The following is a 14,560-nucleotide window of genomic DNA, read 5'->3' as shown; positions in this document are numbered from 1 at the left end:
GGCGCGGGATCGAGAGCGTGTCGCAGCGCGCAGGCCCCGATGTCTCTTCGGACAGAGATTCGAGGCGCGGTGGCGAACGCGAGGGGCCGCTCGCGCGCCGCGGAGTTCGCGGCGCGAGCCAGGGCGGCACGGTCGTGGTATTCGGATCCGGTGAACCCCGCGAATCCGCCGACCTCGCCGCGCTCGTCCGCTCCTGCGCTCGCCATCGAGACGCTCACGGACATGAACTGGTCGCGCTTCGTACAGGTGTCGGCCGTGGGGATCTTGATTCCGGCGGCGATCCTGGCGCCGGTGCTGCTCTGGGCGCTCCACTTCCCCGAGATGACCCTGTGGCGCTCGTTCGTCGGGTTGGTGAAGATCTTCTTCGTCCTGGTGCCGATGGCGGTCGTCGTGCATGGCAGCCGGTCCGGGGTGGAGTATCTCAAGCGCACGATCTGCCGCATCGAGGTGTTCGAGCACGGCGTCGAGATCCGCGACGGCCAGGGCGTTCTCCTCGGCGAAACCGTGGATGGCTCCGCGCGGGTCTCAAGGGCCAACTTGAAGACGAATCGGGGGATGTATGGCGCGGTGGCCCTCGAGTACCGCGGCGGGAAGGTGCTGCTGACGCCCCCGCAGTTCGTGGGGGCCTACCCGGGCATGCCAGCCACCCACGGCACCTGGCGCCCGGTCCCCGAGGCGACGTATGAGCTGCTGCTGCGCTTCGCGGCCTGATGGCGCCCGGCGGGCGCGGCGAGCTCGCGGGCGCCGAGCGTGACGGGCGCTGAGAGATGACTTATCGGACATGTCGAATGGGGCATGTCCGATGAAGATGAGGATCAGGGGGCGGGCTCGCGGGCGCCCGAGCGTGACGGGCGCGGCGAGGCTGACTTATCGGACATGTCGAATGAGGCATGTCCGATGAAGCCTGAGGAGCAGGGCGGCGAGCTCGCGGGCGCCCGAGGGTGACGGCCGCAGCGAGGCTGACTCGTCGGACATGTCGAATGGGACATGTCCGAAGAGGCATGATGCTCAGGATTCGGCGACTAGCAGGACCTTGCCGCCGCGGGCCTGCTTCTCGGCGTGGCGCAGGGCGTCGCGCACCCGGGCGAGCGGGTAGGTGGCCTCGATCGGGGTGGTCAGCTCGCCGGCGGCGAGCAGGGCGATGAGCTCGCCGAAGGCCTTGGCGACGCCCTCGCGCGGGGTGTGCTGGAACCAGTTGACCAGCCAGAAGCCGCGCAGGACGACGCCGCGGAACACCAGGTCGACGCCGGAGATGTGGCACGCCTCGCCCGAGAGCAGGCCGTAGTTGACGACGACGCCGCCGGGGCTGACCGCGGCGCCGAGGCGGGCGGTGGCGCTGCCGCCGACGGCGTCGACGGCGTAGCGCAGGCTGCCGTCGCCGACGACCGCCTTGACCCGCTCGGCGAGGTCGGGGCCGTCGACGAGCACGACCTCGGCGCCCCAGCTCTTCAATGTGTCCTCGAGGCCAGGTCGGCGCACGACCGCGATCCGCGCGCGCCGGCCTTCTTGGCCAGCGTGAAGAAGGCCCGGCCGACGCCCGAGTTGGCGGCGTTCTTGATGACCCACTGGGCCGGCTGCAGCTGGGCGTCGTGGATCAGCGCGCGAGCGGTCAGCGGGTTGACGGTGAGCATGGCCAGCTGCTCGCTGGGCAGGCCGGGCGGCAGCGCGAACAGGCCGGCGGCCGAGAGGATCTGACGCTCGCGCCAGGTGCCGCCGCCGAGCAGGACGCGGTCGCCGACGCGGATGTGGTCGACGCCGGGGCCCACCGCGGTGACGAGCCCGACGCCCTCGAAGCCGGCGTTGGCCGGCAAGGCGGGGACGATGCCGTACTGGCCGCGCAGGTTGAGCAGGTCGGCCGGGTTGATCGGCGCGGCCAGGAAATCGACCGCGGCCTGCCCGGGCCCGGGCGGCGGCGGTGCGGGGAGGTCGACGACCTCGGCGACCTCGTCGGGGGCGCCGAAACGGGAGAACTGAACGGCTCGCATGACCGGGAACGTAGCACCACGGCCGGGCGGATCCTCGGCCGAACGGCGGGGGCAGGCCACCGCGATCGCGGCCGCGGGTCGACCACGACGTCCTCGCAATACGAGGTCGGATTGCCGCGCTCGCAAGCTCCCGTGAGGACGGGCGGCGGGACGAAGCTTTAAAAAGGGGGGCGCGAGCTGCAGGAGTCGAATTTGCGGGCAGTGCCGCTGCGAGGACGTGGGACCGGGAGGGTGCGACGAAGATCGGCAGCGTGAGCGAAGCTGGCGGGCGGCTGGAGCCGGCTCCGGACGCGAGGCGACGAGCAGCGGGGCGGGCTGCGAAGGGCGTCGGCATGTGCGAGCGGGCGACCGTCGGAGTGATTCGGGACCTCGAGGCGACGGGCGGGGCTCTCGGCGGTCGTCGGTACCTGCGAGCGGGCGACCGTCGGAGTGATTCGGAACTTCGAGGTGACGAAGAGCGGGGCTCTCGGCGGTCGTCGGGACCTGCGAGCGGGCGACCGTCGGAGTGATTCGGGACTTCGAGGTGACGACGCGCGGGCGGGCTGTCGTGATGGTCGGCGACGTATGCGGAGCGGGCGGCGCGGTGTTCGTCAGCCCGCTCGGCGGGTCGCTCAGAAGCGGCCGGAGAGGGTCAGGCCGGCATAATTGAAAGTCAGCGTCGGCTGCAGGCGGAGCTGGTTGTGGGTGATGTAGCGCATCAGCTTGAGGTTGCGGTTGTAGGCGGCGCCGTGGGTGAGCAGGCCGACGCCGACGACGCCCATGGCCTGGCCGATGCCGATGCCCGCGAGGTAGCCGCTCATGCGCCTTCCCATGCACTGGCGGAACTCGGGGACGTTGCCCTCGACGACCTCGGGGCCGCCGAGGTCACCGCCGGCCATGTCGACGATCGGGCTGCGCTCGTTGCAGGTGGAGAAGCCGAGGACGTCGGCGAACGAGGCGATCCGGACGCCGATGTAGGTGACGATGCCGGCGGTCATGATGCCGGCGCCGAGGCCGATCTGCAGGCCCGCGTTCTGCTGGCGCTCGCCCCCGAAGGCGGTGCGGTGGGCGGCCCAGCGGCCGCGCATCGAGCCGCCGCCGGCGGCGAAGGCGAAGGCGGCGGTGTTGGAGAGGAGGCCGATGGGGGCGAGGATCCCGAGCGCCGCGCTGCCGAAGGCGCACTGGTCGAAGCCGGAGACGCTCTGGGCCTCGTTGTCGTAGCTCAGGTTCTGGCACAGGCGGCTGGCGGCGATCACTCGCCCGAGGTTGGCGCCGAAGCCGATGCCGCCGAGGACGCCGGCGGTGGCGAGGAGGCCGGTGCCGCGCCAGCGCGGCTCGGGCGGGCGGGCGGAGGACGGGGCCGGGACGGAGGCGGTGTCGGCGGCGGGCGCAGGCGCGGGCCCCTCGGGCTGCGAAGCGGGCGCCGCGGGCTGGGCGGCGAGGAGGACGGAGAGGGCGAGGGAGACGGTGGCGGCCATGGGAGTGGTGACCTTTAAAAGATGTCCGAAGGGACATGTGTTGCGATTCGCCACGGCGAGGCGCGAACACGTCGCGGTGCGGCCGGGGGAGCTCGCGGGGCGGTCACCGCGGTGCGGGCGCGAGCTCGGCGCGCCGCGCGGTCCGTACGATGACCACGATCGGGTAGCGCCGATCCGGGGGGCGACGGATCAGTGCGACCGGATCGGCGAGCTCACCCGGTTTTGACGCTGTTTGCCGAAACCGGGCCCTGGACGGGGCTCAGGCGCGCGCAGAGCTGCTGTTTTCTGCAACAGCGTCGGCGATGAGGTCGGCGACGATGTGGGCCTGCTCCGCAGTGATGCACAGCGGCGGGCAGATGAATAAAAGGTCGTCGCGGTACGGGACGTAGGCGCCGCGCTCGAGCAGGCGGGCGGCGACGGGCGCGGCCGGGCGGTCGAGCTCGAGGCAGCGCATCAGGCCGAGGCCGCGGGCGTCGCGGACGGCGCCGTGAAGGTCTGGCCTTTGGGACATGTCCTGAAAGCGCTGGGCGAACACTGCGCCGACCTGGTCGGCGCGCTCGATCAGGCGCTCCTCGGCGTAGACCTCGAGGGCGCCGAGGGCCGCGGCGCAGCCGACCGGGTGGGCGTAGTGGGTGACGCCGCACCACAGCTTGTGGTCGTCGAAGTGGGCGGCGACGGCGGCCGAGACCATGACGGCCGACAGCGGGGCGTAGCCGCTGGTGAGGCCCTTGCCGAGGACCATCATGTCGGGCTTGACGCCCCAGTGCTCGCGCGCGAACCACCGGCCCGTGCGGCCGAAGCCGCTGAAGATCTCGTCGTCGACGAGGAGGATGCCGTGGCGGTCGCACACGGCCCGCACCGCCGGCCAGAAGTCGGGCGGCGGGTGCTGCATGCCGTTGGTGCCGGTGAAGCCCTCGAGCACGATCGCGGCGATGGTCTCGGGGCCCTCGCGCTCGACGACCTCGTGCAGGCTCTGGACCCACGCCGAGGGCTCGCCGGCGGGTACGGGGTAGGGGTCGTCGATGTGGATCGCGGGCGGCAGGTCGGCGGCGAACGGGGCGCGGCGCGGGTCGCCGCCGATGCCGAGGGTCGCCAGAGTGGCGCCGTGGTAGCTGCGGCGGCGGGTGACGATCTTGCTGCGGCCGGTGACGAGGCGGGCGATCTTGATCGCGTTCTCGACCGCCTCGGCGCCGCCGGAGGCGAGGAAGGCCCGCTCGAGGCCGGTGCGCTCGGCCAGGACCGCGGTGAGCTGCTCGCGGACGCCTATGCGCATGTTGGGGCCGGCGACCGGGAGCTCGCGGATCTGGGCGATCATCCGCTCCTGGATGTGCTTGTTCCCGTGGCCGGCGTTGACGTTGTAGGTCTGGCTCTCGAGGTCCCACAGCCAGCCGTGCTCGCGGGTGTGGAAGCGGGCGCCCTCGGCGGCGTCGACGGTGAGCGGGTGGGCGTGGCGCTGGGCGCTCCAGGTGTAGAAGATATGGCTCATGGGACAGGTCCTCCGCGCCAGCGGTCGAGCTTGACGACGGTGAACGGCTCGGTCTGGCCGCAGCCGCGGCCGACCAGGACCTCGCCGCGGGTGAGGTCGACGACCATGCGGCCGCAGGTCTTCGAGGCCGATGGGTCGCCGCCGGCGTCGTCGATGTGCGAGCAGACCGAGCGCGGCCAGCCGTCGTGGCTCGACAGCATGGTCCACAGGGCGCGCGCGTCCTGCGGGCGCTGCTGGACGTAGAGGGTGGTCGCCAGCTCCATGCGGCGGAACGAGGTGCTGGCCTTCGGGACAGCTTCGTGGCGGCGCAGGACCGGGTCGAAGCAGTGGTTGGTGTGCAGGTGGGCCGCGCGGGCGCCGGTCTGGGTGACGACCTTGAGCTTGCCGGAGGTCTCGACGCCGTAGAACTCGCGGCCGTCGGCGATCATGTAGTGGTGGCCGGACGACAGGCGGGTGCGCAGCAGCAGGTCGCGGGCCTCGCGGGCGCTGGCGCAGGCGAGCATGGCGCGCACGAGCGCGGGCCAGACGACGCCGACCTGGCCGTCGGTGCTCGTCAGGTTGTTGATGGTGACCGCGAGGCCGCGGGCGCTGACGCCGGTCATGCCGAGGCAGCCGGTGAGGGTGAAGCAGACGAACTCGTCGTCGCCGCTCCTCGGCTTGATGCGGATGGCCCGCACGTACGGCTCGGCGGTGCCGTGCATGTCCCAGGTCTGGCCGAGCACCGGGGCGTCACGGCCGGGCAGGTAGACGGCCGTGCAGCCGCCAGGGTCGTCGGCGTTGAGGTTGAGGGCGCGGAAGGTGTCCTCAGAGACAGGGTCTTCGGGACATGTCCCTTCGAGCACGCTCGGCGGGACGTCGCGCAGGTCGGTGTAGTGGTTGAGGATGATCACCGCCTCGGGGGCGAGGTCGGCGCCGCGGGCGATGCCCCGCAGCTCGGCGGACAGCGGCGCGGAGAAGTTGTCGAGCAGCGGCAGGTGCAGCCGGGCGACGGCGTCGAGCTGGGCGCGATCGGCGAACGAGCCCTTCTTGAGCGCGAGCGCGGCCCGGATCTCGGCGAGCTCGCGGATCTCGGCCCGCCACTGCTCGCCGTGGGCCTCGCCGCGCGAAGCCGGGTCGTCTTGATCGAACAGGAACGGTGCGAAGGAGTCGGTCACGCGGGGCTCCGGGCCTCGTCGATCGCGGCCAGCACGCGGCGGCGCAGGTCGCCGGTGATGGTCGCGGGCGAGATGGTGAGCGGCGGGGCGAACACGAGGGTGTCGGGCAGGCCGTTGCCGAGGTAGAGGCCGCGGTGGAGGCAAGCCTGGTCGACGGCCTCGGCCAGGGCGACGCTGGGGAAGGTGATGGTGCGGTAGAGGCCGACGCCGCCGAGCCGCGCGCCGGGGCAGGCGGGCAGGACGTCGCGCTGCAGCAGCTCGTCGAGGGCGGCGATGGCCTCGCCGAGGTCGAGCCGCCGGGCGGCCCGCAGGTGCTCGTGGGCGCGGACTGCCGACAGCTCGTCGCCGTCCCAGGTGGAGATGAGCACGAGCGGCTTCTTGATGAAGTAGCGGTCGCCGACGAAGATGTGGCCGATCTGGCCGCCGGGGTACCAGAGCACCATGTCGGGCACGACGTCGGCCGGCAAGGCGTCGACGCCCCACGCCGACGTGCCGCCGCGGTAGCAGCCGCTGGCGGTCTCGACGAGCACGAGCGGGATGTCGTGGGCCTTGCAAGCGGCAGCCAGCGCCCGCGCGGTCTCGCCGGCGAGGACCCGGCCCGAGCGCTCGCCGACGACCTCGACGAACAGGCCGAGGAGCTTGTCGGCGCCTTGCTTTTCGACCAGGTCCTTCAGGCCAGCTTCGAACCCGGCCAGGTCGGCCTCGGGGTGCGGCAGGCGCGGGAACTCGAACAGCGCCAGGCCGTCGCCGAAGCCGGCCGGGTCGGACAGGCTGCGCGCGGCGGCGGTGACGTGGCCGAGGTAGCCGCCCTCGAGGCCGACGGCGAGCTGGCCCTGCGGGCGGCTGAGGCGGAGGCAGCGGAGCGCCTTGTCGACGGTCTCGTCGCGCGAGGTGGTGAAGTACATGTGCCCGGTGCCGCGCGGGGCGACGAGGCGCAGGTGCTCGGTGTAATGGACGGTGTCGATGGTGGCGTAGTTGCTGAGGTTGATCTTGCTGGCGGTCGGGCCGACGAGCTCGTGGCTGGCCATGAACGCCGGCGCGGGCCCGAACGGCTGCTGCAGGCCGCTGGCGAGGTCGAGGATGCCCTCGTCGGGCGGGGTCTTCGGGGCCGGCGGCGGGACCAGCGGGATCCGGTAGTAGTCGGCGAGCGCGTTGCCCTCGTACTGGTGCGTCAGGCGGGCCACCGGGAAGGCGCCGTACGAGCGGTTGAGCGAGGCCATGGCGTCGGTGGTGCCGACGCGGTTGCGGCCGGACACGAAGGAGAAGCCGTGGACCTTGGCCCACTGGACCTGGGCGCGCTTGAGCAGGCGACCGACGCCGCGCGACCGCGCGGCCTCGGCGACGGTGACGTCGGCCGAGTAGAAGGTGTCGCCGAGGCCGAGGCGCTCGTCCTGGCTGGCCCCCGAGACGCCGCGGAAGCCCTCGAGCGGGCCGCCGAAGCAGAAGCCGAGGATGGCGCCGGTGGCGGTGTCGACGGCGCACAGGCCGAGGCCGGTGGTCGCGGCGCGGCGCAGGTAGGCCTCGCTGTCGCGCCGCGCGGGCTCGTAGCTGGCGTTCTCGATGACCATGATCTGCGGCCAGTCGCGCTCCTCGATCGGGCGCACGATCACCGCGGGGTCGCTGTCGGGCGACTGACCCTCGGGGGCCCAGTCCTTGGCTGTCTTGTCGGACAGGCGCGCGAGCGACTCGTGGATCCGCTTGAACAGGTCGTCGACGACGCGCTCGTCCCAGGCGGCGCTGAAGCGGAAGCGGATCGTGCGCTCGCCGGCCGGGTAGGTCATGAGGCCCCGCTGGTAGCGCTGGTCGATGAAGGCGGTCTGGGCGGCGCTGTCGGGCAGGTCGAAGGCGAGGGCGGTGCCGGCGAGGCGGACGTCGCCGACGAGGCCGGGGAAGGCCTCCGCGAGGGCCTCGGCGCGCGGGCGCAGCAGCTGCTCGAGGTAGGCCTGGTCGCGCGAGGTCTCGAGCTGGATGAGGCCGCGCAGCGCCGAGGCGACGTGGACCTGGTTGCTCTCGGGGTCGGGCCAGCGCGACAGGACGACGCCGAGGCAGGCCTTCTTGGCGCAGGTCAGGATGTCGGGCGCGGTGGCCTCGTCGCCGCCGAGGCCGAGCCGCGTCCACCAGAAGAACGGGCCGCCGGTGGCGAAGCCGGTCTGCACCTCGTCGACGACGAGCGGCAGCTTGCGCGCGCGGGCCAGCTGGCACAGTCCGAGCAAGAACTCGCGGCGCAGGTAGACGTCGCCGCCCTCGGCCTGCATCGGCTCGACGACGATGGCGTAGATCTCGTGGCCGCGCGCGTCGAGCAGGCGCTCGACCTCGCCGAGGTCGGCGCGGCTGAACACGGCCTCGTAGCCGGCGAACTCGAAGGGCGCGCGCTTCTCGGGGTTCCAGGTGGCGCCCAGGGTGGCGAGCGTGCGGCCGTGGAAGCCGTCGCGGAAGGCGAGCACGCGGCGGCGCGGGCCGTTCACCGGCGGCGGCGCGTGCAGGCGAGCGATCCGCAGCGCCTTCTCGTTGGCCTCGGCGCCCCCGGCGCAGACGAAGCTGACGTGGTCGAGCGCGGGCGGGGCCAGCCGCTCGAGCGCCTCCTCGTAGGCGGCGAGCTCGGGCACGTGGTGCACGGTGGTGTCCGGGTTGCTCCACAAGCAGTGCTCGAAGCGGCCGGTGTAGAGCGCCTTGACGATGCCCGGGTGATAAAAGCCGTGCGTCTGGGTGGCGATCTGTGAGCAGGCGTCGAGCAAGGTGAGCGGCCGGGCGTCGACCGAGACCATGTAGGGGCCGGAGCTGCGGCGGGTGTCGACGACCATCGGCTTCTTCTCGCGGACGGTGAAGCCGCCGCCGTAGAAGCGCTCGAGCAGCGCCGCCGACTCCGGCAGCTCGCCGCCCGGCGGGATCCGGACGCGCCTCGTCTCGCGTTCGAAGATCGCCCGCGGGCGCGGCGCCTCGGCCCGTTGGCTGGCCTCGAGCGCGTCGAGCCGGGCGTTGAGGTCGAGGTCACGGCCTGAATTCGGTTCAATAGACACGTCTCGAAGTGTATCGCCGAGGTCGCACGATCGCTGTGCTGTCCCTGCGGCGGGCGGTGAGGCCGCCCTCACGCGTGGGCCGATTCACGCGCGCGCGCCGGCCGGCGGAGCCCCGGGTGGTGGACCGCACGCGGCGGCGGGAGTAGGCTCGCGCCATGGCCCGGGCCGATCTTCACACGGCGTTTTTCGGCGGGCGGGGCTTCACGCTCTACCACGCCTCCGGCGCGCACGGCAGTCGCCCGCTCACGCCGCACTTCCACGACGAGTACCTGATCTGCGCCCAGCTGGCGGGCCACGAGGAGTGCCACGTGGCGGGTCGGCTGTTCAGCTTCGACCCGGGCGACGTGGTGCTGATGAACCCGCAGCAGGTCCACACCGGCAACGCCCGCGGCAGCAGCGACGTCGATTACATCACGCTCTACGTCGACCGCCGGCTGGCGCTCGGGCTGGTCGAAGACGCGGCAGGGCCCCGCTGCGCGCCCGAATTCACCAGCGTGCGCGTGACCGGCCGCGTCGAGCTGGTGTCGGCGATCACGGCGCTGCACGACCTGGTCCGCAGCGACAACGCGCCCGGGCGCACGCTCGAGGTCGAGGCCGCGCTGCAACACGTGGTCAGCCACGCGTTCACCGAGTTCTCCAACCTGCGCGAGCCGCTGCGCCGCTCGACCAACCGCATCGCCCACCGCAAGATCGCCCGCGTGGTCGATTACATCCGCAGCCTCGACCCGCGCATCGACCCGACCACGCTGTCGCTCGACGAGCTGGCGAGCGTCGCCGAGCTGTCGAAGTACCACTTCCTGCGCCAGTTCGCGCAGGTGGTCGGGATGACCCCCGGCGCCTATCTGCGCACGCTCCGGCTGTGCCAGGCGGCCCGCGAGCTGCGGACGTCGCGGCGCTCTATCCTCGAGATCGCGCTGGGCGCCGGCTTTGCCGACCACCCGAGCTTTCGCGGGCTTTCGCCCGCCATATGGGGATGACGCCGAGCCAGTACCAGGCGTTAGGTCCGCTTTAGCCGGCGGCTCGGGCCTGGCGTGGGCGGCCACCCGCTCGGCGTCGTCGTCGAGCAGGGCGGGGTCCATGTCGGCGTCCGGGTCGTCCTCGTCGTCGACCTCGTCGTCCTCGCTGTCGGCGGCGCGCGCCTTCAGCTCGGCCAGGGCCGGGCGCAGGGCGAGCAGGCCGAGGTGGCCGGGCACGACCGCGAGGCCGAGGGTGAGCTGCTCTTCGGCCGCGGCCGCGTCCTCGCGCTCCAGGGCGTCGCGCACGGCGGCCTCCTGGGCGGCGGCGAACATCGGGTTGGCGGCCAGGGCGGCGGCGGCCAGGGCGGCCCGCTCGGCGCCGGCCTTGGCCGCAGCGCCTGTCTTCTCGGACATGGCCTTGGCGCCATGCCCCGAAGGACCTGGCTTGTCGGGCATGTCCTCCGAGCCCTGCGCCGAAGCGCCTGGCTTTTCGGACATGCCCGCGAGCGCGAGGCAGGCCAGCGCCAGGCAGTGGGCGCGCAGGCCCGGCTCGGCGGCCAGCTCGGCGGCCTTGCGGAAGGCGGCGACCGCGTCGCCGGGCTTGCCGTCGCCGAGGCGGACGCGGCCGAGCTCGAGGTGGCCCCACACGAAGTCGGGGGCGCGGCGCAGCAGCTGGCGCAGCTCCTGGGCCGCGCCGCGCAGCTCGCCGGCGCGGCGCAGCGACTGGGCCAGGCGGAAGCGGGCCAGCGGGGCGTCGGGGTCGAGGTCGAGGTGGCGCCGCAGCATCCGGCGCTCGGCCGCGGGGCTGAGCTCGCCGTCGTCGCCGAACAGGTCGGCCTGGTACTCGCCGTCCTCGTCGAACAGGACCGAGAACTCGCCGAGGAGGGCCAGGACCATGCGGTCGACCGAGGAGGCGCACGGCAGGCGCTCGCCGTCCTCCTCGACGAGGACGACGTCGGCGCCCTCGGCGTGCGGGTCGGCGGCGAGGACGAGGAGGTCGCGCCCGCGCTCGCCGATGACGCGGTCACCCGGGTGCAGCCGGCCGTCGGCGGCGGCGGCCTCGGTGGCCCCGGCGTGCTCGGCCAGCGGGTAGACCCGCGCCTCGCCGCCGCCGAGGTCGATGCCGTCGTAGGTGGCCCACAGCAGGGCGATGTCGGGCGCGAGGCCGGAGGCGGCGAGGGCCCGCGCGTCGGCCGGTCCTCCGGCGTCGTGAAGGCCCTCGGGGGCGTCGCGCAGGCGGTCCTCGATGCGGTCGAGGTTGTTCAGGACGCGCCGGCGCTCCTCGCTCATGGCGGGGCCTCCTAGCACGGCGGGCGGGCGCGCGCCAGATGGGGCCAGGGACGGCGCAGACGGCGGTGCAGGGCGCCCGGCGAGGGCGTGAGGGCCGACACGGAGGGCGGTGGTGCGAGCACCGGCGTGCAAGCGCTGGTGCGATGTCGGCGCCGGCGGTGCGAGGTCCTCGCGGACATCGCTGAAGCGCAGGTCATGACTCGGCGGCGCGGAGGGCGGGGATGGGTACGCGGATCGATCGAGGCGACCACGAGGGACCGCGCGGGGGTCGAACGGGAATCGGGGTCCTGTCATTCGTGCGCCGGGCCAATCGAGGAGGGACGGTCCGCGGGAAATCGGGTGCGGTGAGCGAGGCGGTGCCAGGTCGCGCGTCGAGGACCTGGAAGAGCCTCGTCCTCGTATTGTCGGAGGTTCTCATCGGTCGCGCCGGCGGAGTGTCCCGTGACCACGCCGCGGTTCGCATCCGTGTGCGTGCATGGAATCCAGGCTGTCGAGCGGCGACCTCGACGAGCGCGCGTGCCCGCGATCAGCCGGCGGCCTGCGCCTTGGCGGCGGTGGCGAGCACGACCTGGCCGCCGTCGCGGGCGCCGACGATCACGAGCTCGCCGAGGTTGCCGGTCATGGCCGCGAACACCGGGCCGCTGGGCTGGAAGCCGGCGGGGAGAGCGACGCTGCGCCACGCGCCGGCGGGATCGCGGTGCAGCAGGCCGGTCTCGGTCTGGGCCCACATGCCGCCGTCGCTGGTCGGCCAGAGCGCGGCGAGGCGAGCGCCCGCAGGCAGGGCCTCGAGCTTCCAGCCGCCGGTCTCGTAGTGCAGGACGTGGTTGGTGACGTTGTGGGTGGCGTCGTGCAGGGCGATCGACACGCTGTGCTTCTGCCGCGGGATGGTGTGCTCCCATTCCCAGGCGCCCGGGGGCAGCGGGGTGCTGTTCGTCTGCACGCAGGTCTCGTCGGCGCAGGCGAGCTGGACGTAAGACGTGACGTCGTCGGTCGAGAGGACGTAGAGGTCGCCGGCCTTGCTCTCGACGAAGTCGCGGATCGATCCGCGCACCACCGGCATGGCGGGATCGGGGGCGCCGTTGCCGGCGATGCGCACGAGGCTGTCGCGGTGGACGGCGAGGAAGCCGACGTTCCAGCTCTTGCGCACGGGGCCGAGGTCGTCGGCCATGACCCATTGATCGACGCCGATCGCCTGCGGGACCCACCGGCTCTGGCCGCGCAATCGATGCAGTCGCAGCCGCGAGAGGACGGCGCGATCGTTGGTGTGGCCGATCTCGACGGCCCAGGCCTCGTCGGGCCAGTGGCCGCTGAGCCGGCCCGGCCTGGTCGAGACGGCGGCCGGGTTCCAGGCGCCGGTGGCGTCGAGGGTGAAGAAATTCGGGGGCTCGCCGGCGAGCACGCCGGTGGCGAAGTATTGAAACCCCTTGGGCACGGTGTCGGCGGCGAGGGTGACGACGTCGCGCCATTGGACGGTGTGCTCGGTGGAGGCGATCGAGGCGGCGACCAGGGCGATCGGGGCAGCCGGCGCGGCGGGGTCGGCGGCCGGATCGGCGGCGGGATCGGTCGCGGGGGCGTCCGAATCGGCGTCGGCGAGCGAGGGCAATGCGGGCGGGTCCGGCGGGGTCGGTGCATTGGCAGGAGCCGGCGGGGCGGCGGGCGCGGGCGGGGCCGCAGGCGCGGGCGGAGCCGCAGGCGCGGCCGCGACGGGGGCCGCGGGCGGGGCTTCGGGGGCAGCAGGGGCGGCGGGCGTCGGCGCGGCCTCGGCGGTCGGCTTGGCGTCGCGGGGCGGGGGATTGGCGGTACAGGCGGCGCCGAGGCAGACGGCGGCGATCGACGCGAAGAGGATGGTGGCACGATCGGTCGTCGTCATGGCGAGCTCGCAGGTGTGATTGGAGGCAGGCGCCCCTCGGCGAGGCGAATCGTATCAGCGATCGTCGAGGTTTCGGGGCGGTCGGGATCGCGCGCGTCGACGCGCTCGAGGTCGATCCGCCACACCAGCTCGGCGGCGCCGCCCGGGCCGGCGGGCCGCAGCTCGAGGCGGACCCGGGCGGCTCCGTGGATCCGATCGTCGGCGACGGGGAGGTCGGCGTCGTGGCGCAGGCGGCCGTCGGGATGGTGCCGGGGGACGAAGTGACGCGCGAGGTAGCGGACGTCGCGGGCGAGCTCGCGGCCGTCGGCGTCGACGAGGGCGGCGTGGACCGCGAGGCGGCGGAACAGGTCGCCGGTGGGGAAGGCGTGGCCGACGTCGCGCGTGCGCAGGTCGAGCGCGAGGGCGTCGCCGTCGCGCCGGGCGAGGACTTCGAGCGCGCGCTGCATGGCCGCGGGATCGCGCGTGGAGGCGAATCCGTGGTCGGCGCCCGGCATGTGACAGTCGGCGCAGCTGCGATCGGCGTGCGCCGAGGCGCGGTGCTCTCGCATGGTGGTCTGCATCATGGTGCCGGGGGCGCGACCGCTGCCCTCGGGGAAGTCGAACTCGTGGCAGCGGGCGCAGGTGTGCGTGGCGAACGAGGGATCGCGGCGCAGGCCGTGCGGGGCGTCGCTGCCGGTGCGCGCGGCCCCGGTGACGATCGTCGCGGGACCGCCGTGACAGGCGAGGCAGCCGACGCCGAGCGCGTCGGCCTCGCTCGCGGGCAAGCGCGCGTGCTCGGGGGCGTGACACTCGCGGCAGAACGGGGTCGGCTCGCGGGCGTAGGCGCGCTGGAAGTCGGCGTTGGTGAAGGCGGCGTGGTGCCGCGAGCGCGCCCAGGCGTCGGCGATCTCGCCGTGACAGGCGGCGCACTCGTCCTCGCGCGGGAGCCAGGTGGCGGCGGCCTCGCGCGCGCTCGGGGCACGGCGCTCGTCGCAGGCCGGCAACAGCGCGGCGAGCAGGACGAGGAGGCGGCGCGGGCCCACGGCGAGGACGATAGCGAAGCTGGCGGCGGGGTTTCAAGGCGTCCGCGGGGCGGCCCGGAGCGGCGCGAGGCGAGCACGCGCGCCGGCGCGAGCGAGGGCGCGACGGTCGTCGAGCGGGGCGCGGAACACCGCCATGGGGCCGTCGAGGTGGCGCTCCGGGTACGCGCGACCGAGGTCGAGGCGGGGCGGCGGGTCGCTGGCGCGTGCGCGGATGCACGAGACATCCGGGCGAGTCCGATTGGATGGAGAGGACAGGGTATCACCGTCGCGATTCGTCGCGGCGATCGTCGGAGCGCCGGCCTTTGCGGGTCCACGCGGCGCCG

At 73.5% G+C, this 14,560-nt stretch carries 11 protein-coding genes; 3 read left to right on the top strand and 8 right to left on the bottom strand.

Translation table 11 applies throughout. The features are described 5' to 3' along the window. Positions 1-150: 150 nt before the first annotated feature. On the top strand, positions 151-711 hold the full coding sequence (locus tag OV079_RS16905) for a hypothetical protein (RefSeq protein WP_267769796.1): 561 nt from the start codon (positions 151-153) through the stop codon (positions 709-711). A gap of 297 nt (positions 712-1,008) precedes the next feature. On the opposite strand, the gene OV079_RS16900 is transcribed toward OV079_RS16905, so the two are convergent. The 6 genes from OV079_RS16900 to OV079_RS16875 form a co-directional block, all read right to left on the bottom strand. Further along, entirely contained in the window at positions 1,009-1,452 is a 444-nt protein-coding gene (locus OV079_RS16900) for a zinc-binding dehydrogenase (protein ID WP_267769795.1), read from the bottom strand. Further along, positions 1,449-1,985, bottom strand: coding sequence for an alcohol dehydrogenase catalytic domain-containing protein (locus tag OV079_RS16895; RefSeq protein WP_267769794.1), 537 nt, complete (start codon positions 1,983-1,985; stop codon positions 1,449-1,451). Before OV079_RS16895 ends, OV079_RS16900 begins: the two co-directional genes overlap by 4 nt. Before the next feature lie 611 nt (positions 1,986-2,596). Continuing rightward, positions 2,597-3,496, bottom strand: a complete 900-nt coding sequence (locus OV079_RS16890) for a hypothetical protein (protein ID WP_267769793.1) — start codon at positions 3,494-3,496, stop codon at positions 2,597-2,599. Between the two features lie 205 nt (positions 3,497-3,701). After that, positions 3,702-4,928: an aminotransferase family protein gene (locus tag OV079_RS16885; protein ID WP_267769792.1), complete on the bottom strand. Its 1,227-nt coding sequence runs from the start codon at positions 4,926-4,928 to the stop codon at positions 3,702-3,704. Then, positions 4,925-6,082 carry a C45 family autoproteolytic acyltransferase/hydrolase gene (locus OV079_RS16880; protein WP_267769791.1) on the bottom strand — a complete coding sequence of 386 codons (1,158 nt, stop codon included), beginning with the start codon at positions 6,080-6,082 and terminating at the stop codon, positions 4,925-4,927. The genes OV079_RS16885 and OV079_RS16880 overlap by 4 nt, the downstream gene beginning before the upstream one ends. Continuing rightward, entirely contained in the window at positions 6,079-9,099 is a 3,021-nt protein-coding gene (locus OV079_RS16875; protein ID WP_267769789.1) for an aminotransferase class III-fold pyridoxal phosphate-dependent enzyme, read from the bottom strand. The genes OV079_RS16880 and OV079_RS16875 overlap by 4 nt, the downstream gene beginning before the upstream one ends. Positions 9,100-9,254: 155 nt before the next feature. Here OV079_RS16875 and OV079_RS16870 point away from each other — a divergent pair, with 155 nt between their 5' ends. Both OV079_RS16870 and OV079_RS16865 read left to right on the top strand, forming a co-directional pair. Beyond that, the gene (locus OV079_RS16870; protein WP_267769788.1) at positions 9,255-10,076 is read left to right on the top strand and encodes an AraC family transcriptional regulator; all 822 of its coding nucleotides are present in this window, start codon (positions 9,255-9,257) and stop codon (positions 10,074-10,076) included. A gap of 204 nt (positions 10,077-10,280) precedes the next feature. Beyond that, a complete protein-coding gene (locus tag OV079_RS16865; RefSeq protein WP_267769787.1) occupies positions 10,281-11,360 on the top strand; it encodes a hypothetical protein in 1,080 nt (359 codons plus the stop codon). A 511-nt stretch (positions 11,361-11,871) separates the two neighbouring features. On the opposite strand, the gene OV079_RS16860 is transcribed toward OV079_RS16865, so the two are convergent. Then, complete coding sequence (locus OV079_RS16860; protein WP_267769786.1) at positions 11,872-13,215, bottom strand: hypothetical protein; 1,344 nt, start codon at positions 13,213-13,215, stop codon at positions 11,872-11,874. Next, positions 13,212-14,237: a multiheme c-type cytochrome gene (locus OV079_RS16855; RefSeq protein ID WP_267769785.1), complete on the bottom strand. Its 1,026-nt coding sequence runs from the start codon at positions 14,235-14,237 to the stop codon at positions 13,212-13,214. Before OV079_RS16855 ends, OV079_RS16860 begins: the two co-directional genes overlap by 4 nt. Positions 14,238-14,560: the final 323 nt, after the last annotated feature.

The sequence above is a fragment of the Nannocystis pusilla genome (genome assembly GCF_026626665.1).
Classification (GTDB): domain Bacteria; phylum Myxococcota_A; class Polyangia; order Nannocystales; family Nannocystaceae; genus Nannocystis; species Nannocystis pusilla.
This window is presented reverse-complemented; position numbering and strand designations above follow the sequence as displayed.